Source organism: Streptomyces sp. NBC_01176, from assembly GCF_045039825.1.
GTDB lineage: Bacteria > Actinomycetota > Actinomycetes > Streptomycetales > Streptomycetaceae > Streptomyces.
Genome location: NZ_CP108600.1, coordinates 3,470,492 through 3,488,674 on the forward strand (window position 1 = coordinate 3,470,492; position 18,183 = coordinate 3,488,674).

Consider the following 18,183-nt stretch of genomic DNA (forward strand, 5'->3'; position numbering starts at 1 on the left):
TGATGAGAGACCCCGTGTCAGTGCCACGGGACGCTTGAGGTGTGGCAGTTCAGCGGGAAGCCTTCGGGTCCAGCGCGTCACGCACGCCGTCACCGAACAGGTTGAAGGCAAGGACGGTGATGAAGATCGCCACACCGGGGACCACCATGTACATGGGGTCGGACTCGTAGTAGTCGATCGCGCTCGACAGCATCTGTCCCCAGGACGAGGTGGGCGGCTTGACGCCCACGCCCAGGAAGCTGAGCGCCGCCTCGGTGAGGATGTTCGTGGGGATCATCATCGTCGTGTAGACGATGATCGGCGCCACCAGGTTGGGCAGCAGCTCCTTGAACAGGATGTAGAAGCGCCCGGCGCCCAGCGATCGGGCGGCCTCGACGTACTCGCGCTCACGCATCGAGAGCGTCTGGCCGCGCACCACGCGTCCGATGTAGGGCCAGCCGAAGAAACCGATGACCAGGATCATCACGAACACACGCACGTTGGAGCCGGACAGGCCCAGCATGTTGTTCGGCATCACCGAGACCAGGGCGATCGTGAAGAGGAGCTGCGGGAAGGCCAGCAGGCCGTCCATCACGCGGCTGATGAGCGAGTCGACCCAGCCTCCGAAGAAGCCCGCCAGGATGCCGAGCACGGTGCCGAGGATGACCGCGACGACGGCGGAGAGGAAGCCCACCAGGAGCGAGACGCGGGCACCGTAGAGGATGCGGGCGAGGATGTCGCGGCCGTTGATGGGCTCGACGCCCAGCAGGTGGTCGCCGCTGATGCCGCCCAATGACCCCGTGGGAGTGCCGAACAGAGGGTCGATCAGCTTCTCGTTGAAGGTGTCCGGATCCTGACCGAGCAGGTGGGTGATCACTGGCGCGAGCAGGGCGATCACGATGAGGACGAGCACGACGATGCCGCCGGTCAGGGCGAGCTTGTCCCTCTTCAGGCGCTCCCAGGCGATCCGGCCCAGGGAGCGTCCCTGCACGACCTTCTCGCCGGCGGCTGCAGCCGCCGCTTCTTCGGCCGCACTCGGGGGTGCCTCCGCGGTCGGCTCGTGCAATGGTGCCGTCATCTGGCAGGGACCCCTCTCAACCGGCGGTAGCCGGCCCACACGTGCCGCTCGTAGCGGCGTGATCAGTCCGTCGTACACAGGGGCTAAACCCCCTGGAGCGGGAGTCTTCAACGCGTCGGCGATCTGTAGCCAGACCTGACGGTGAATGGATGCCTAAACGTGATGCTGTTTGAGGTGTTCCGTTATCCGGACGGCGGGTAACGGGTGTCGGACACGGGGCAGTTGGTACGGTCGCGGCGAATACGGGTCCTAACCGGACGATCCCTTGCCATCTACGCGCGAAGACATGCCGACTTTCCGGTGAAGAAGCCGTGACAGCCCTTCACCGTTCGTCCAGCGACGGTCTCAGTAAACACCGCGCGCCGGCGGGTACCCGTACCCGCCCGCCACCGGCGCCTGCGCGGGGGCCGCGTGGGCCTCGCGGTCGTAGAACGGGCGCGCGTTGGCGCGCAGCCACATCGCCACCGGGTCGTACTCGTCGGACATCGCGACGGTCGACACGGGCAGCCCGTCCGGAACGGCGCCGATCGACTGCTGCATCATCGCCCGCACCGAGTCGACGGCGGGCGGCGAGGTGTCGTAGACGTCGAGCCCGATGGCCAGATAGGGCGCCCCGAGCGCGGGCTGCACCCAGGTCCGCCGCAGGGAGCGGACGGCCGGGGTGCGATGCGCGTTCTGCGTGAGCAGGGCGTAGAACTGCGGGATCTCGATGCCGGGTTCGGACAGCCGCAGCGGGCCGGCGGGCTGGCGTTCCAGGCCCGCGGCGATCCGGCGCAGATCCAGCCACGGGATGCCGAGCCCGCCGCCCGGGGCGTGCGGGTTGAGCCAGAGTCCGAAGTGGTCGGGGTACAGGGTGCGGGCCACGTCGAGTCCGTCGACGACCTCGTACGAGCGGTTCCAGCCACTGGCCGAGAGCTCCTGGGCGGAGGTGACGCACGGCGCGTAACCGAGGCCCTCCACCTCCATGTTCCCGTACTGGGCGTCCGGAGAACCGCCCTGGCCGTGCCAGAGCAGCATCCACACCTGGCCGGACGACGGGGTCGCGAGCGCGTGAAGGAGCGCCTCGTAGGCGTCGTAACGCCCGGGCGTCACCTGGCGCAGCATGTGCTCGACCTGCCCGGCCGCGGCCGTGCCCGACGCACTCACCCTCAATCGCCCCTTCGCGAAGAAATCACGATGAACTCACCCATTACGCCAGCGACACCTGTGCCCGAGATGCGTCGACACCTCGCCCACACCCCGACCGAGCCATGAAACCAGCTTAAGCGGCGATCCTGACAGCGACTTGACGCACGGCTCCGGAGCTCCCCGCCGCGTCAGTAGCCCTGCCGGTAGAACGGTCGCACGTTCGCGCGCATCCACTCCCCCACCGGGTCCTGCGCGACGTCGAGGAACACCATGTTCACCGGCCGGTCCACCGGCACCCGGCCGAGGGCCCGGCCGAGCGCGTCCAGCGGGAGCGTCCGGGCGTCGCCCTCCCATCCGGCCAGTTCGACCCCGATGAACATCAGGGGGTCGTCGCCCTCGATGCTGGCCAGGCAGCGGCGCGCGGTCAGCACCACACCGGTCGCCGCGAACTCGCCCGAGGCCGCGGCCAGGAAGTCCACCGGGTCGTCCTGCCAGTCGGGTTCGGAGAGTCTCACCCGGCCGCCGCTCGCGGGACCGTCCAGCGGGGTGCGTCCGGCACGGCACAGCTCGGCGACCGCGAGGGGCGGCAGCGGTACGCCCACCACACCGCCCGGATTGATCGCGACGCCGACCTGCGGGGGCAGCCCGCGGGCGAACTCGACGGCGGGCGCGATCGTGAACGACAGATGGCTGCCGACGACCTGGCGGAACTGTTCCTCGGAGCTGAAGACCGGCACGTACGCCTGGCCCTCGATCTCCAGCGTGGGCAGGTCGAGGGGGCCCGCGTGCGGGCCACCGCCGTTGGGCAGCGGCACCCAGACGAAGCTGCGGCCGAGGACCTCGACGATGCGGCCGCCCGCCGAGGGCACTCCGAGGGACGCGGAGAGCACCTCCTCCAGTTCGTTGCCCGGCCACCCGCCGTGCGGGTGGGGGTGCGGGTGCGCTGGTGCCGGGAAGTCGGGGAAGTCCATCTGTCTACCGCCTGCTGTGAACCGCTGATCCGGTGTTCCGGTGTCCTGGTGTGCTGTTCTGGTGCTCCGGCTGGAAAGGTTAGTGGGCGCCCGCGACCCTCTCGTACGACGATGTCCCGTTCTCCCGCGCCGGCTCCCGTCCGGCCCTCCGTCCGGCCGGCTCCGCGCTCACGTACGACGCGCCCTCCCGTACGACGGACGCGCGCACGGCCGGTCCCCGCGCACCCGTCTCCCGTCCGTCGTCAGCCGTCAGCCGTCAGCCGTCAGCCGTCAGCCGTCAGCCGTCAGCCGTCGAAGTCGATCCGGCGCAGCACGTCCGCCGCTTCGCGGTCGAGGAGTACCGCCGAGCCGCAGCCCTCGGGCAGTTCGCCCCGCTCGACGGAGCGCAGCAGCCGGCTCAGCGCGCCCCGGTGACGCGCGAACGCGTACCGCGAGACGCCCCGGCCGCGCTCGCGCTGGCCCTCCAGCGCGGTGCCCGGCGTGACGTCGAGGAGCAGGAGGTGGAGGGTGCCGCCCCGGCGGCGGGCCTCGCGGGCGAGCCAGCGGCGCACCCAGGTCTGGGTGCCGCAGTCGTGCACGACGACGCCGGTGCCGGAACGCAGCGTGCGGCGCAGGCCCGCGTAGTGCGCGAGACGGACGAGGGGGCGGTAGACCGCGTAGGGGAGCCGGCGGGCCAGCCGGCCGTCCCAGCGGTCGCGGGTGTCCTGGGAGTCCACGCGCCGGCCCGCGACCGCGCGGCGCATCAGGGTCGACTTGCCGCTGCCCGGCAGCCCGGTGACCACCACGAGGTCCGCCGTGCCGAAGTACAGGCCGTGCGGGCTGTGTCCGGCCCGCTCCCTGAGGTCGCGGACCACGGCCGCCGGAAGCGTGCCGCACGCCTCCCGGGCCGCGGTACTCGGCTGCTGCGGCAGCGCGAGGGCCGAGGTCGTCGCGTACGCCCTGGTCCTGTTCACCGTGATCGTCCTCCCCTTGGGTCCGGAGTCCCATCCCCGTCGAGTGTAAAGAGAAGGTAATGCGCGGTGGTTCCTGTTTCCGTGTTCGGACTGCCACAGGCCGGTTACAGATGCGGACTGCCGTCATCGGACGGCGCGTGCAATGATGTGCCCGCCAACTGCATACCGGCCGCTTGAATCCGCGCGGGAGAGTTCCCAGTGACGTGCACACACCCGTGTGACGTACGTGCTGCTGGGACGCCGAAGGAGCAAGTCCCTCCCTTGAATCTCTCAGGCCCCGTTACCGCGCGGGCGAGGCACATCTGAAAAGCGGGCCGCTGACCGGTGGCTCCACCCAAGGTGCAAGTCGTGACCTCCGTTCGCGGGGTCGTGATGAACCTCTCAGGTTCCGATGACAGATGGGGAGGAACGACCTCGCCGTCATGCCTTGGGAGCCCCACCGATGAGCAGTAACGCCCCCCGCCGTACCGCGCTCGATGCCCTGCATCGCTCGCTGGGCGCGACGATGACCGACTTCGCGGGCTGGGACATGCCCCTGCGGTACGGCTCCGAGCGCGACGAGCACGTCGCCGTCCGCACCCGCGCCGGGCTCTTCGACCTCTCGCACATGGGCGAGATCACGGTCACCGGCCCGCAGGCCGCCGCGCTGCTGAACCACGCGCTGGTCGGCAACATCGGCTCCGTCGGCGTGGGCCGTGCCCGCTACACGATGATCTGCCGGGCGGACGGCGGCATCCTCGACGACCTGATCGTGTACCGGCTGGCCGAGACCGAGTACATGGTCGTCGCCAACGCCTCCAACGCCCAGGTCGTCCTCGACGCGCTGACCGAGCGCGCCGCCGGTTTCGACGCCGAGGTCCGCGACGACCGGGACGCGTACGCGCTGCTCGCCATCCAGGGCCCCGAGTCCTCCGGCATCCTCAAGTCGCTGACCGACGCCGACCTCGACGGCCTGAAGTACTACGCGGGTCTACCGGGCACGGTCGCGGGCGTCCCGGCGCTGATCGCGCGCACCGGCTACACGGGCGAGGACGGCTTCGAGCTCTTCGTGGCCCCGTCCGACGCCGAGAAGCTGTGGCAGGCGCTGACCGAGGCGGGTGCGCCGGCCGGGCTGGTCCCGTGCGGTCTTTCCTGCCGCGACACGCTGCGCCTGGAGGCGGGCATGCCGCTGTACGGGCACGAGCTGACCACCTCGCTCACCCCCTTCGACGCGGGGCTCGGGCGGGTCGTGAAGTTCGAGAAGGAGGGTGACTTCGTGGGGCGCGAGGCCCTGGAGGCCGCCGCCGAACGCGCCGCCGCGAACCCCCCGCGGGTGCTCGTCGGGCTCGTCGCCGAGGGCCGCCGCGTCCCGCGCGCCGGGTTCGCCGTCGTCGCGGACGGCGCGGTCGTCGGCGAGGTCACCTCCGGCGCCCCCTCCCCGACGCTGGGCCGGCCGATCGCGATGGCCTACGTCGACGCCGCGCACGCCGCACCGGGCACGACCGGGGTCGGCGTGGACATCCGGGGCAGTCACGAACCGTACGAGGTCGTGGCGCTGCCGTTCTACAAGCGCCAGAAGTAGGTCCACCAGGGCTCGGGCGCGTCGACGTGACGTACCTCGTTCGCGCCCTGTCCCCTGGCCCTCGTCCGGGGACACCCGACACCCCGTCCGTACCCGTTCATCAGCACTCCCCCGCGTACAGGAGAATTCAGGCCATGAGCAACCCCCAGCAGCTGCGCTACAGCAAGGAGCACGAGTGGCTGTCGGTCGCCGAGGACGGCGTCTCGACAGTCGGCATCACCGAGTTCGCGGCCAACGCGCTCGGCGATGTCGTCTACGCCCAGCTTCCGGAGGTCGGTGACACGGTGACCGCGGGCGAGTCCTGCGGGGAGCTGGAGTCGACCAAGTCGGTCAGCGACCTGTACGCGCCGGTCACCGGCGAGATCGTGGAGGCCAACCAGGACGTCGTGGACGACCCCTCGCTGGTGAACTCCGCGCCCTTCGAGGGCGGCTGGCTGTTCAAGGTACGCGTCACGGACGAGCCGGACGACCTGATGTCCGCCGACGAGTACACCGCCTTCACCGCCGGCTGAGGAGTCACCGCATGTCGCTTCTGAACACGCCCCTTCACGAGCTGGACCCGGACGTCGCGGCCGCCGTCGACGCCGAGCTGCACCGCCAGCAGTCCACCCTGGAGATGATCGCCTCGGAGAACTTCGCTCCGGTCGCGGTCATGGAGGCCCAGGGCTCGGTCCTGACCAACAAGTACGCCGAGGGCTACCCGGGCCGCCGTTACTACGGCGGCTGCGAACACGTCGACGTCGTCGAGCAGATCGCCATCGACCGCGTCAAGGCGCTGTTCGGCGCCGAGCACGCGAACGTGCAGCCGCACTCGGGCGCCCAGGCCAACGCGGCCGCGATGTTCGCGCTGCTCAAGCCGGGCGACACGATCATGGGCCTGAACCTCGCGCACGGCGGGCACCTGACCCACGGCATGAAGATCAACTTCTCCGGCAAGCTCTACAACGTGGTCGCGTACCACGTGGACGAGGAGTCGGGCCAGGTCGACATGGCCGAGGTCGAGCGCCTCGCCAAGGAGTCCAGGCCGAAGCTGATCGTGGCCGGCTGGTCCGCTTACCCGCGTCAGCTGGACTTCGCCGCCTTCCGCCGGATCGCGGACGAGGTCGGCGCGTACCTGATGGTCGACATGGCGCACTTCGCCGGCCTGGTGGCGGCGGGGCTGCACCCGAACCCGGTGCCGCACGCCCACGTCGTCACCACGACCACCCACAAGACGCTGGGCGGCCCGCGCGGTGGCGTGATCCTCTCCACCGCCGAACTGGCCAAGAAGATCAACTCCGCGGTCTTCCCGGGCCAGCAGGGCGGTCCGCTGGAGCACGTGATCGCCGCGAAGGCCGTCTCCTTCAAGGTCGCCGCCTCCGACGACTTCAAGGAGCGCCAGCAGCGCACGCTCGACGGCGCGCGGATCCTCGCCGAACGCCTGGTGCGGGCCGACGTCACCGAGCACGGTGTCTCGGTCCTGTCGGGCGGCACGGAGGTGCACCTGGTCCTGGTCGACCTGCGCAACTCCGAGCTGGACGGACAGCAGGCCGAGGACCGGCTCCACGAGGTCGGCATCACGGTCAACCGGAACGCGATCCCGAACGACCCGCGGCCCCCGATGGTGACCTCGGGCCTGCGCATCGGCACCCCCGCCCTCGCCACCCGCGGCTTCCAGGCCGAGGACTTCACCGAGGTCGCGGACATCATCGCCGAGACGCTGAAGCCGTCCTACGACGCGGACGCCCTCAAGGCCCGGGTGTCCGCTCTGGCCGACAAGCACCCGCTGTACCCCGGCCTGAAGTAGTTCGCGCGGAACGTACGATTCTTCGGGGCGCCGCGCACACTGGAAGCACAGCTGTGTGCGGCGCCCACCTCATGCACCACCCCGCTTGCTAGGAGTTCCCGTGGCCATCTCGGTCTTCGACCTGTTCTCGATCGGCATAGGCCCGTCCAGCTCCCACACGGTGGGCCCGATGCGCGCCGCACGAATGTTCGCCCACCGGCTGCGCAACGAGGACCTGCTGCCCGCCGTGGCCTCCGTCCGGGCCGAGCTGTACGGCTCACTGGGCGCGACCGGGCACGGGCACGGCACCCCGAAGGCGGTGCTGCTCGGACTGGAGGGCGCCTCGCCGCGGACGGTGGACGTGGAGGGGGCCGACGGCCGCGTCGAGGAGATCAAGGCCTCGGGCCGCATCAGCCTGCTCGGCGAGCGGGAGATCCCCTTCTCCTTCGACGACGACCTGATCCTGCACCGGCGCAAGGCCCTGCCGTACCACGCGAACGGTATGACGATCTTCGCGTACGGCGCCTCCGGCGAACCGGTGCTGGAGAAGACGTACTACTCCGTCGGCGGCGGCTTCGTGGTCGACGAGGACGCGGTGGGCGAGGACCGCATCAAGCTGGACGACACCGTCCTGAAGTACCCCTTCCGCACGGGCGACGAGCTGCTGCGGCTGACCCAGGAGACCGGACTGTCGATCTCCGCGCTGATGCTGGAGAACGAGCGGGCCTGGCGCACCGAGGAGGAGATCCGCGAGGGCCTTCTCGGCATCTGGCGCGTGATGCAGGCGTGCGTGTCGCGCGGCATGTCCCGCGAGGGCATCCTGCCCGGCGGCCTGCGGGTGCGACGGCGCGCCGCCATGTCGGCCCGCCAGCTGCGCGCCGAGGGCGACCCGCTGGCCCACGCGATGGAGTGGATCACCCTCTACGCGATGGCGGTCAACGAGGAGAACGCGGCCGGCGGCCGGGTCGTCACCGCCCCCACCAACGGTGCCGCGGGCATCATCCCCGCGGTGCTGCACTACTACATCAACTTCGTGCCCGGCGCCGACGAGGACGGCGTGGTCCGCTTCCTGCTGGCCGCCGGCGCGATCGGCATGCTCTTCAAGGAGAACGCGTCCATCTCGGGCGCCGAGGTCGGCTGCCAGGGCGAGGTCGGCTCCGCCTGCTCGATGGCGGCGGGCGCCCTCGCCGAGGTCCTGGGCGGCTCCCCCGAGCAGGTCGAGAACGCCGCGGAGATCGGCATGGAGCACAACCTCGGCCTCACCTGCGACCCGGTCGGCGGCCTGGTCCAGATCCCCTGCATCGAGCGCAACGGCATGGCCGCGGTCAAGGCGGTCACCGCCGCGAAGATGGCGATGCGCGGCGACGGCTCCCACAAGGTGTCCCTCGACAAGGTCATCAAGACCATGAAGGAGACCGGCGCGGACATGAGCGTCAAGTACAAGGAGACGGCGCGGGGCGGGCTGGCGGTCAACATCATCGAGTGCTGAGGGAATTCGCACGGGTACTGACCTGCGCGTGCGTGTGATTCCGCGCGGTCGGGTCCTTCTCTGCGTGCGCGGCGGAGAGTCTCCGGAATGTCCCTGAGAGAGGCGGGGCCTCGGCCGGAGCCGAGGACATCCGCATCGTCACCAGCTCCGGTATCCGTCCCGACCTCGGACCCCGAGAATCTCCTGATGCGGGCTCGTCGAGTCCGCCCAGGCCCGGCGACGGCCGGTGGAGGCGCCCCACCTCGTCGCCCCGGTGCCGCTACGCCCGCTCCCGCCCGTCGACGGTCGGGCTCATCCCGGCGCACTCCCCGGCCGCAGCAGCAGTCGGGACGTCTGATCCACGAGTTGCCGCAGGACGGGCAGGTAGCGCTCGTCACCACCCAGGTCGCCGAGGATGCGGTGCGCCTCGTCACGGAACTTGTGGATCTCGTCCTCGTAGCGATCGAGAACGGCGGGTGTGAGGAGGAGGCCGGCCAGGGCCGATCGTGACACGGGGGACGTTCTCGCACCGGCGTGCAGGTCAAGGATGCGGTGCCTGAGATCGGGCGCCGCGTCTTCCAGAGCGCATGCCGAAAGATAGGTCGCCGTGCCGTTCAGCAGGTCTTCGTTCCGTCCGGAGGCGATGTCCTCCTGGTCGTTGAACAGCTGCCACAGGATGCCGAACACGGAGCCGAACTCCCGCCACAGATCGATCCGCCGGGCCTCCGCGCCCGCGAAAATCGCGGCCATCGCCGTGATCATGCCGAAGGGGGCGCCGGATTTTTCCCGGTACGCCGTGAGGACCGAGTTCCGGGACGCGGAGCCCACGTCCGCGCGCATGTCGCCCAGTTGTCCCTGGGCGGCGGTGATCCCGCAGTCGAGGATCTCGGCCGTCAGAGCGCCGCGGACCGGCTCCGGGACCCGTCGCGAGCCGACCGCCCTCAGAGCGAGCACGTGTCCCGTGACCACGGCCGCGAGGAGGGCTTCGTGCGCGGTGAGGCCCGCCGGCGGGTGCGCGCCGTACCCGTCCGCCAGGTCGTCGAGGTAGCAGGCCGAGGTCCACCACAGCACGTGCACGGCGGAGAGCGGGACGGCGGGTTCGGGGCTGCCCGTCTCGACGCCGTGCACGACCAGCGGCAGCACCGACAGAGGGTATTTCATCTTCTGGTGGCCCAGGAGTTCCGTGACGACACTCCTGACGGAATCCGCCGACGGGCCGAGCCCCTCGAGGATCGACCCGATCTCCTCCTCTATCTCCGAGGAGAACTTCCGATGGAGATCCAGATAGGCAGCGGGAGTCATGTGATGGTCCGTGCTTCCGTGGTGGATGTCAGTGGGCTCGTTTCGGACGACGGCTTCGGATCGACCGGGGCACGGAACGCGCGACGGCGGCCCCGGGAAGGACGTCAGACGGTGGCCGCGGCTCGCTCGTGCTCCGTCAGCGGCGGGCTTTCCAGAAGAGGCTTCTTCCGGCCGAGGTAGATCAGGGCGAGCATGTCGGGCATGAGCAGCCGGGCGGGCGGTTTCTCCATGCTCATCACGTCCAGCAGGATGCGGAGGGCGCGGGGGTTGCGCGCACCCGCGTCGACGGCCTTGTCGACGAAGGCGGCGAGGTTCCGTTCGAGCCGGGTGGGCGGCTGTGCGCTGGCACCCGGGTAGAACACGTCCTGGCCCACGGCCAGGCTCCACGCGTTCTCGACCGGTCGGGCCGCGGCTCTTTGGATGCGCCGGGACGTGCCGGGGGCACGCAGGTCGTGCCGTCGCAGGATGCCGCGCAGGGCGACGACGCTCTGTGCGGCGGCGCTCAGTCCGTGACCGTAGACCGGGTTGTAGCCGGCGACGGCCTCGCCGAGGACGGCGAAGCCGTCGGGCCAGCGGGCGGCCTTCTCGTAGTAGCGCCTCCTGTTGGCGGTGCTACGGGTGGTGACGACGTCCGTCTCGGGCTCGGCGCCGGCGAGGAGTTCACCGATGACGGGGTGCGGCAACTTGAGCGCGAAGGGCACGAACTCCTCGTTGTCGCCGCTGGGCTGACCCCCGCGGGTGCCGGCGAGCGTGACCAGCCAGCGGCCGCCTTCGATGGGGGTGATGATGCCGCCTCTTCCCGGGTTCCGGCGGGGGTCGGCCTGGACGTTGACGATCGGGAAACCGGCGCCGGCGGTGCCGGGAGCACGGTAGATCCGGCTGGCGTAGCCGACGCCCGCGTCGACCGTGCGCTCGGCCACGGGTGGAAGGCCCAGGTCCCGGAGCCAGCCAGGGGCGCGGCTGCCACGCCCGCCGGCGTCGACGACCAGATCGGCGGCAAGGGTGCTGTCGGTGCCCGCCGCGCGTATACGGACGCCGGACACGCGTCCGGCGTCGCCCTCCAGGGACAGCAGTTCGGTCTGCTGCCGCAGAGAGATGCGCCGGTCATCGAGCACCCTGGCGCGGATCACGGCGTCGAGCAGGTCGCGGCTGCACAGAAGGTTGATGTGGCGGGCGTGGTCGAAGCGACGGAACCACTGGCCCGACGGAGCTTTGGACACCAGGTCGGTCATGATGCGCGCGGTCCGGGCGCCCTGGCCGACGAGCCGGTCGACGACACCCGGCAGGAGTTCCTCGAGGGCTTTGACCCCGCCGGACCACAACACGTGGGCGTGCCGGGCCTGCGGCAGCCCCTTGCGGGGTCGCGGGCCGTCCGGCAGGAGGTCGCGCTCGACGATCGTGACGTCGGCGTGGTCGGCGAGCACGGCTGCCGCGAGCATGCCCGTCATGCCCCCTCCGATGACCACGGCGGTTCGGCGGGGCGCGGATCTGTGGGGCATGTACGGAACTCTCTTCTGTTGCAGGGACGGAGTGGACGGCTGACCTCGCCGGCCGCACACCACACCGCATCATGCGCGACGCCTTGTCGCTGCTGCGCGCGGAGTGCTCCGAGCCCGGCCGGCCGCCGGGTTGTCGCGGGACACGGCCACGACGGTGCGGTGGACGTGTCCGGCCGAAGGCTTCCCACCTGAGGGGCGGTTCGATCTCCCGCGGGCACCGTCGCCGCGCGTCACCGCCCGGCGGCGTGGGACAACCGCCCGCCGGGCTCTACCCGTTCGCCGGTACGAGGCCGGCGCGGCGGCGCCTCATCGGTCCCCGTCGCACACCGCGTACCGCGCCGGCGTCTCCCCTGACCAGCCAGGGTCGCCAAGGGGGTTCACAACAGAGTTCTCTCGTCGGCCGCCGCCGCGGCGGCACGGGCCGCCGCGACGACGGGGGACGTCCGCAACGCGCGCGCCACACCCACCAGGGTGGTACGCGACGCGAAGCCCGCGGTGCTCTGCGCGACGGCCACCCGCGCGGCGGGCGCGTCGTCGGTGTGGGAGCGGACGGCAGCGGCGATCATCGCCGCGAGACCGATGCGGAAGGCGTCCTCCGCGCCGTGGCCCGCCGCTCGGGCCACGGTCTGCGCGTCGGACCGGACCCGGTCGTCGAGGTGCGGGCGCACCAGGTTCAAGCCGTCCTGGATACCGGCCTCACGCCGGGTGAGGCGCACGGCGCAGGACGAGTACCAGGGGATCGGCGCGGCGAGCGGCATGCCGGGAGCGGCACTGCTGAGTTCACGCCACAGTGGGCCGAGCCGTCTCCAGGTCACCACCGCACGCCAGAACGCGACCAGCCGCGGGCCGTACAGCGGCAGTGTGAAGCCGACGGTGGCGACGGTGGCGGCCAGGCCCACGAGGCCGGGCGCCAGGACGGTGCTCAGGACGTCCCAGTCCCGGCCGGCCCACCGGGCCACCACCGCGGTCAGCTTCAGTGTGCTGAAGGACAGATTGAGCAGCCAGCCGGCCACGAGCAGCCACAGGCCGGCCCGCAGCCATCCGTGCACCTGGATCGCCCAGCGCCAGCACAGCACCGTGGTGGCGATCGCGGCGGTCATGTGGCCGAGCAGATACAGCACGATCATCTGCCCGATCCAGGGCGAGGTGGCGTAGTAGGTGTCGAGGTCCGTCCGCCGCTCGACGGGGGCGTCCCCCAGTACGAAGAGGAGGACCAACAGGACGATCACGACGGCGTAGCCGCTCTGCCAGCGCCGCGCGAGACGGCGCACGTGGTCGGCGGGACCTCCGCGCCAGTGCAGGATGAGCACCAGGCAGGAGGCGCTGTAGGCACTGACGACGGCGTAGACCAGAAGGGCGGCGAGATTGGGGATGCCGCTCGCCCTGTTCACGGCGGCGACGGTGGGCGGGGCGGCGAAGGCGAACCCGGCGCCCCCCAGGAAGATCACCCAGCAGACGCATCGAACCAGTGGATCACGCCAGGATCTCACCAGCTCGGGCAGTTTCGAGGCGAGGCCGGCCCACAGGGCCAGCGCGGGTATGTAGTAGGTCGAGGCGCCCACGGCTCAGACCTTGTACCGGCGTTGTCCCGGTGACGCGGTGATCCGGCGGACGGGAGCCGCCCGTTGACCCGCGACGACGTGCCGCTCGGGCAGGGCGAGCCACGGGCTCGTGGCGGTGCCGTACGGGAACTCCCCTTCGCGAAGGACGACCTGACGGCCTCCGACCTCGGCCACCCGGGCGAGCCGCGCGGCGACGAGCACGTGGGGGGCCGAGGGAACGGGCGGGTGCGGCCCGTCGGTCACCCGGCGGATCAGGTGCCGCGTTTCCCTGGCTCTTCCTGTACGCACTGTTCTCCCCGCGAACCTTTGCGTGGGCGCCCGTGGCCCGGAATCCGCCGAGCCTCACCCTGCCCGTAAATATGCCAAAGCCGGTACCCCTTCGGCCAGCTCAGGCTCTGCGCGGCGCAACAAGCTGCGGGGCCCAAGTACCGATCAAACGGGACTTGCACCGATCTGGTTCCGGTGCGTCCGATGCCCGCGCGACGGGCTTCGGCCAGATCATCGGCATGCGCCGCCCGCCGGAGCGCGCACTGTGGACTTCCCCGTCCACCGACAGGACGTCGGTCGGTCGTTCGAGGGTGGGGTGGGCGATGCGGGGGAACGTGACTCGGAGAGGTCGCAAGACCGGTGAATCCCCGAATCCCCCCTCGCGGGGGCGGATTCGCTCGCACCCGTTCCCCACGCACGGAGGAGTCCCCCATGCTCCGCGGCATCGACGTCAGCGCCTACCAGTCGTCCGCCTACTCCACCGACGGGCTCTCCTTCGTCTTCATCAAGGCGACCGAGGGCCGTTCGTACGTCAATCCGAAGCTCACCGCCCAGGTGAAGACGGCCCGCGACGGCGGCTGCGTCGTCGGTTTCTACCACTTCCTGTGGCCCGGCGACATCACCGCCCAGGCCGAGTACTTCGTCGGCAAGGCCCCGGAGAAGGCCGGTGACCTGCTCGCCGTCGACTGGGAGACCACCGGTGACGGCACCCACGCCAGCAACGCGGAGAAGGACCGCTTCGTGCGCAAGGTGAAGGAGCTGAGGCCGGGCCACCGGGTCCTGCTCTACACGAACCGCAACTTCTGGCTCAATGTCGACACCACCTCGTACGCGGGGGACGGCCTGTGGATCGCCGACTACGTGACCGCGGGCGAGCCCCGCATCAAGGCGAAGTGGCGTTTCCATCAATACACCGACAACCCCGTGGACAAGGACGTCGCGCAGTTCTCCAGCAAGGCGGCGCTGCGTGAGTGGGCCGCGGACTGACCGGCGGGCGTACGGCGTGGGTCCGACGGGGTCGGGCGGCGGTCCGGACCTGGGTCACCGACCGACGCCGGGTGACCGGCGTCGGACGGCCGGCATCGGAGGACCGCACCGATGTCAGGCTTCCCCCGGCGCCGGCCGTCCGGCGCCGGGGTGTCGCGAAATATCAGCCGCGGAAGTCCGCCGGGCGCTCCGCGGACGCCTCCGCCAGTGCCTTGGTCACCGCCTCGAGACCCTTCTGGAGGCCGTACACCGGGGTGCCGGGCTGCTGCCGCCAGGATGCGTCGATGCCACCCGCGTCGACCGTGTCGAAGCCGAGTTCGTCGATGAGGTCGCGTACGACCCGCTTGGCGGCCTCGTCGTCGCCGGCCACCGGCAGGGCCATGCGGTCGGGGTCGCCCGCCGGGCGGTGCCGGTCCAGGATGTCCTGCGCGAACGTGCCGTTGAACGCCTTCACGACGGGGTGGCCGATCTGCTGGGACGTCCAGCGGCTCTCGGTGAGCCCGTCGTCCTCGATCGCGGCGATCCTGCCGTCCCGCTGCTGCGGGTAGTAGTTCCCGGTGTCGATGACGGCGACTCCGTCGGCCGCCCCGTCCAGCACACCGGACGGCAGGTCGGGCACCGCCTTCAGCGGGACCGTGACGACGACCACCTCGGCACCGCGCGCCGCCTCCCCGACCGCGACGGGCGTCGCCCCGGTCTCCTCGGCCAGCGCGGTCAGGGTCTCGGGACCGCGCGAGTTCGCGACGGACACGTCGTGTCCGAGGGCGGTCAGCCGCCGGGTGAGGTTGCCGCCGATGTTGCCCGCGCCGATGATGCCGATCTTCATGAGTGCCAGGCCCTTCAGTGGTTGATACTCCTGATGGCGAGCATCAACCCCGCAGCGGGAAAGGCTATTCCGGGGGCGTACGGCAATCGGGTGAGCGCCCCCGTCGTTTCACCCCCATGGCTTCATCCCACGGCTCGCGCGCGGCTCACGGCCTCGCACGCGCGGCTCACGGCTTCACCACGATCTTGCCCAGGTGCGTGTTGTTCTCCATCAGGCGGTGCGCGTCCCCGATCCTGTCGAGGCCGACGAACACCTCGGCGACCGGTGGCCGGAAACCACCGTCCCGCAGGCCCGCGTTGAGGAAGGCCGTGGAACGGCGGCAGCCTCCCGGGGTCGAGGTGAGGGCGGCGTTCGCGTACGTGTGGAGGGTGAGCGGCCAGTTCCAGGGCAGCTCGGCCGGGCGCCGGTCCAGCCAGCCGTAGACGACCATCGCACCGCCGTCCGCCAGCGCCTCGCCCAGCGCCCGGAACTCCGGCCCGCCGATCGCGTCGAAGATCACCTCGGCCCCCTTCCCGCCGGTGAGCCGCCGGACCTCCTTGGGCACGTCCTCCTCGCCGGAGACGAGCACGTGCTCCGCCCCGAGTGCGAGAAGCCGCCGCTTCTTCGCCCCGGTCCGGGTGGTGGCGAGCGGGATCGCGCCGACGCGGCGGGCGACCTGGATCGCGGCGGTGCCGACCCCGCTCGACGCGCCGGTGATCAGGACGTGGTCGCCGGGCCTGAGCCCCGCGGTCTCCAGCAGGGCGCCGTACGCGGTCGTGTAGGTCAGCCACGACGCCGCGCCGGTGACCGCGTCCACCGACTCCGGGCGCGGCACGACCGCGGTGCCGGGCAGCACGATCCGTTCCGCGTACACGCCCTGCGCGCTCATCTCGATGCCGGGGCCGGTCGTCACGGGGTCGCCCACGGCGAAGTCGTCGACGCCCTCGCCGACGGCCTCGACGGTGCCGGACGCCTCGTAACCGAGCCGTGAGCCGGGCAGGGTGGGCTGGTAGTAGTACGTCCCCGCGCGGAACAGGGCCTCGGCCCGGTTGAGGCCCAGCGCCTCGACACGGACGAGGACCTGGCCGGGGCCCGGATCGGGTACGTCGACGTCCTCGACCGTCAGGACCTCGGGACCGCCGAGTTCGTGAAAGAGCACGGTGCGTGCGGAAGTTGATGACATGCCGACGACGCTAGAAGCGCGGCGCGAGACGATCCATGCCTGCCGGTCGCGCTTTCCTGTCCGTGCGTCTCGCCGTGCGGTCCACGCGTTACGGTACGGGCATGGACGTACTCAGTGACGTCATCGCGACCCTGCGCACCGGGCGCCCGCACTCCTCGCGCCGGGACAGGTCCGCGCCCTGGGGGATGCGTTTCGAGGCCTCGGACGGGGCCGGTTTCCACGTGGTGCTCCAGGGTTCGGCGTGGCTGCTGCCCGCGGAGGGCGACCCGGTGGCGCTCGCTCCCGGAGACGTGGTCTTCCTCGCCCACGGCCGCGGGCACGCGCTGGCCGCGGATCCGGACGCGCCCCTGGAGGAGGTACGGCCGCGGCCCGACGGCACCTGGCCCGACGACCCGCCGCGTGCTTCCGCCTCGCCTCCCCGGGACCCCTCGGACCGCCTCCCCTCGTCGCCGGAGTCGCCGGAGCCCGTGTGCCGGCTCCCTTCGCCGCGGCCCCCGTCGGCCGGTGCGCCGACCGTCCTGCTGTGCGGCGCCTACCAGTTGGACCGCGCTCGCGCCCACCCGCTCCTCTCGGAGCTCCCTGAGGTGGTCCATCTGCCCGCCCGGGTCGGGGCGCACCGCTCGCTGCGGGCCACGGTCGAACTCCTCGGCAGCGAGCTGGAGGAGCCGCGGCCGGGCTCCGACGCGGTCGTCACCTCGCTGCTCGACACCCTCCTGCTGTACATCCTGCGCGCCTGGTGGCAGGGCGAGCGGCACGACTCCGGGCACCCCACGGGCTGGTCCGCCGCGCTCGCCGACCCGGCCGTCTCGGCGGCCCTGCGCGCGGTGCACGGCGATCCGTCCCGTCCCTGGACGGTCGAGGAACTCGGCGCTCTCGGCGGCCTCTCCCGCGCCGCCTTCGCCCGCCGCTTCACCACGCTCGTGGGCAGACCCCCGCTCGCCTACCTGACCTGGTGGCGGATGACCACGGCCGGCCGACTGCTGCGCACGGACGGCACTCCGCTCCGTCTGGTCGCCCGACGCACCGGCTACGCCTCGGAGTTCGCCTTCGCCAAGGCCTTCAAGCGGGAGTACGGGGTGGCACCGGGCCAGTACCGCGGGCGGACCTCCTGACCTTCCCCGCGCGGCGGGAACACGTCCTGCGCCGTGAGCACCCGCGGCCGGCGACGGTCCTGGTGACCCGCCATTCGCAGGAGCTGCCTCTGGGCACCCCGTACGCCCCCCCCGCTGCGGGACGGCCGCGAGCTCGCCCGGGGGACCGGTCGACTCTCCGTTCTGAACGGTGACCGCTGACCGCTGACCGGCTCGGCGCATGCTTCGGCCTGGCGCTGACGCCGGGGCGGCGGGACGGGCGGCGGAGCGTGCGCCTCGCCGGGGCATGACGAAGGGGCGCCCGCCGGATCACCGGTGGACGCCCCTTCGCGTGCGTCACTTGTTCAGGTGGGTCCAGAACTCGTCGAACGAGAGGACCTTGTCGCCGTTGAGGTCGCGGGTGGCGATGACGGCCTCCGCCACCGACTCGGTGACGTTCCAGTCGCCGCCCTGGGCGAGGGCGCTCTTGAACTCGGCCGCGGTGATGAAACCGTCACCATCCGTATCGATCCGCTCGAACTGCTTGCGTGCTTCCTCGATGTCCGCCACCGATCCGCCCCTTCGTAGTGCATTACTGCCGTGTG

At 71.3% G+C, this 18,183-nt stretch carries 17 protein-coding genes and 1 riboswitch; of the genes, 6 read left to right on the forward strand and 11 right to left on the reverse strand.

Translation table 11 applies throughout. The features are described 5' to 3' along the window. Nucleotides 1–49 precede the first annotated feature (49 nt). The 4 genes from OG199_RS14695 to OG199_RS14710 form a co-directional block, all read right to left on the reverse strand. Nucleotides 50–1,057, reverse strand: a complete 1,008-nt coding sequence (locus OG199_RS14695; protein ID WP_356802924.1) for an ABC transporter permease — start codon at nt 1,055–1,057, stop codon at nt 50–52. A 345-nt stretch (nt 1,058–1,402) separates the two neighbouring features. Next, a complete protein-coding gene (locus OG199_RS14700) occupies nt 1,403–2,203 on the reverse strand; it encodes an enhanced serine sensitivity protein SseB C-terminal domain-containing protein (RefSeq protein ID WP_356802922.1) in 801 nt (266 codons plus the stop codon). 170 nt (nt 2,204–2,373) lie between these two features. Further along, nucleotides 2,374–3,156 (reverse strand): enhanced serine sensitivity protein SseB, encoded by a 783-nt coding sequence (locus OG199_RS14705; protein ID WP_401799821.1) that lies wholly within the window; start codon nt 3,154–3,156, stop codon nt 2,374–2,376. Between the two features lie 284 nt (nt 3,157–3,440). After that, nucleotides 3,441–4,115, reverse strand: coding sequence for an AAA family ATPase (locus tag OG199_RS14710; protein ID WP_356802953.1), 675 nt, complete (start codon nt 4,113–4,115; stop codon nt 3,441–3,443). Between the two features lie 168 nt (nt 4,116–4,283). Continuing rightward, a riboswitch (glycine riboswitch) is annotated at nt 4,284–4,405 on the forward strand. Nucleotides 4,406–4,551: 146 nt separating this feature from the next. Here OG199_RS14710 and gcvT point away from each other — a divergent pair. The 4 genes from gcvT to OG199_RS14730 all read left to right on the forward strand — a co-directional run bounded on the left by gcvT (nt 4,552) and on the right by OG199_RS14730 (nt 8,924). Beyond that, nucleotides 4,552–5,670: a glycine cleavage system aminomethyltransferase GcvT gene (gene gcvT / locus OG199_RS14715; RefSeq protein WP_405829814.1), complete on the forward strand. Its 1,119-nt coding sequence runs from the start codon at nt 4,552–4,554 to the stop codon at nt 5,668–5,670. A gap of 134 nt (nt 5,671–5,804) precedes the next feature. Then, nucleotides 5,805–6,182 carry a glycine cleavage system protein GcvH gene (gene gcvH / locus OG199_RS14720; protein ID WP_266701478.1) on the forward strand — a complete coding sequence of 126 codons (378 nt, stop codon included), beginning with the start codon at nt 5,805–5,807 and terminating at the stop codon, nt 6,180–6,182. A gap of 11 nt (nt 6,183–6,193) precedes the next feature. Further along, nucleotides 6,194–7,456: a serine hydroxymethyltransferase gene (glyA, locus tag OG199_RS14725; protein ID WP_401799818.1), complete on the forward strand. Its 1,263-nt coding sequence runs from the start codon at nt 6,194–6,196 to the stop codon at nt 7,454–7,456. Nucleotides 7,457–7,556: 100 nt separating this feature from the next. Further along, the gene (locus OG199_RS14730) at nt 7,557–8,924 is read left to right on the forward strand and encodes an L-serine ammonia-lyase (RefSeq protein WP_356807918.1); all 1,368 of its coding nucleotides are present in this window, start codon (nt 7,557–7,559) and stop codon (nt 8,922–8,924) included. A gap of 291 nt (nt 8,925–9,215) precedes the next feature. Here the strand turns inward: OG199_RS14730 and OG199_RS14735 are convergent, their stop codons facing one another. From OG199_RS14735 to OG199_RS14750, 4 genes are all read right to left on the reverse strand, one after another. Continuing rightward, nucleotides 9,216–10,205, reverse strand: a complete 990-nt coding sequence (locus tag OG199_RS14735) for a polyprenyl synthetase family protein (protein ID WP_356807920.1) — start codon at nt 10,203–10,205, stop codon at nt 9,216–9,218. A gap of 104 nt (nt 10,206–10,309) precedes the next feature. Next, complete coding sequence (locus OG199_RS14740) at nt 10,310–11,704, reverse strand: FAD-dependent oxidoreductase (protein ID WP_405829817.1); 1,395 nt, start codon at nt 11,702–11,704, stop codon at nt 10,310–10,312. A gap of 377 nt (nt 11,705–12,081) precedes the next feature. Beyond that, nucleotides 12,082–13,266, reverse strand: coding sequence for an MAB_1171c family putative transporter (locus OG199_RS14745; RefSeq protein ID WP_405829818.1), 1,185 nt, complete (start codon nt 13,264–13,266; stop codon nt 12,082–12,084). Nucleotides 13,267–13,269: 3 nt separating this feature from the next. Continuing rightward, nucleotides 13,270–13,554, reverse strand: coding sequence for a hypothetical protein (locus tag OG199_RS14750; protein WP_405829820.1), 285 nt, complete (start codon nt 13,552–13,554; stop codon nt 13,270–13,272). Between the two features lie 411 nt (nt 13,555–13,965). On the opposite strand from OG199_RS14750, the gene OG199_RS14755 reads away from it, so the two are divergent. Then, nucleotides 13,966–14,520: a glycoside hydrolase family 25 protein gene (locus OG199_RS14755; protein WP_401799799.1), complete on the forward strand. Its 555-nt coding sequence runs from the start codon at nt 13,966–13,968 to the stop codon at nt 14,518–14,520. 163 nt (nt 14,521–14,683) lie between these two features. Here OG199_RS14755 and OG199_RS14760 read toward each other — a convergent pair whose 3' ends face one another. Next, nucleotides 14,684–15,433 carry an NADPH-dependent F420 reductase gene (locus OG199_RS14760; RefSeq protein WP_405834550.1) on the reverse strand — a complete coding sequence of 250 codons (750 nt, stop codon included), beginning with the start codon at nt 15,431–15,433 and terminating at the stop codon, nt 14,684–14,686. Between the two features lie 79 nt (nt 15,434–15,512). After that, nucleotides 15,513–16,508, reverse strand: a complete 996-nt coding sequence (locus OG199_RS14765; protein WP_405829821.1) for a zinc-dependent alcohol dehydrogenase family protein — start codon at nt 16,506–16,508, stop codon at nt 15,513–15,515. Between the two features lie 101 nt (nt 16,509–16,609). Between OG199_RS14765 and OG199_RS14770 the strand changes: the two genes are divergently transcribed. Then, the gene (locus OG199_RS14770) at nt 16,610–17,620 is read left to right on the forward strand and encodes an AraC family transcriptional regulator (protein ID WP_405829823.1); all 1,011 of its coding nucleotides are present in this window, start codon (nt 16,610–16,612) and stop codon (nt 17,618–17,620) included. A gap of 315 nt (nt 17,621–17,935) precedes the next feature. Here the strand turns inward: OG199_RS14770 and OG199_RS14775 are convergent, their stop codons facing one another. Next, complete coding sequence (locus OG199_RS14775) at nt 17,936–18,148, reverse strand: EF-hand domain-containing protein (RefSeq protein WP_148010556.1); 213 nt, start codon at nt 18,146–18,148, stop codon at nt 17,936–17,938. Nucleotides 18,149–18,183: the final 35 nt, after the last annotated feature.

Coding starts and splice junctions, on each gene's coding strand:
- OG199_RS14695 (WP_356802924.1), bottom strand. CDS start 1,057: ATGACGGCACCATTGCACGAGCCGACCGCGGAGGCACCCCCGAGTGCG.
- OG199_RS14705 (WP_401799821.1), bottom strand. CDS start 3,156: ATGGACTTCCCCGACTTCCCGGCACCAGCGCACCCGCACCCCCACCCG.
- gcvT (WP_405829814.1), top strand. CDS start 4,552: ATGAGCAGTAACGCCCCCCGCCGTACCGCGCTCGATGCCCTGCATCGC.
- gcvH (WP_266701478.1), top strand. CDS start 5,805: ATGAGCAACCCCCAGCAGCTGCGCTACAGCAAGGAGCACGAGTGGCTG.
- glyA (WP_401799818.1), top strand. CDS start 6,194: ATGTCGCTTCTGAACACGCCCCTTCACGAGCTGGACCCGGACGTCGCG.
- OG199_RS14735 (WP_356807920.1), bottom strand. CDS start 10,205: ATGACTCCCGCTGCCTATCTGGATCTCCATCGGAAGTTCTCCTCGGAG.
- OG199_RS14740 (WP_405829817.1), bottom strand. CDS start 11,704: ATGCCCCACAGATCCGCGCCCCGCCGAACCGCCGTGGTCATCGGAGGG.
- OG199_RS14755 (WP_401799799.1), top strand. CDS start 13,966: ATGCTCCGCGGCATCGACGTCAGCGCCTACCAGTCGTCCGCCTACTCC.
- OG199_RS14765 (WP_405829821.1), bottom strand. CDS start 16,508: ATGTCATCAACTTCCGCACGCACCGTGCTCTTTCACGAACTCGGCGGT.
- OG199_RS14770 (WP_405829823.1), top strand. CDS start 16,610: ATGGACGTACTCAGTGACGTCATCGCGACCCTGCGCACCGGGCGCCCG.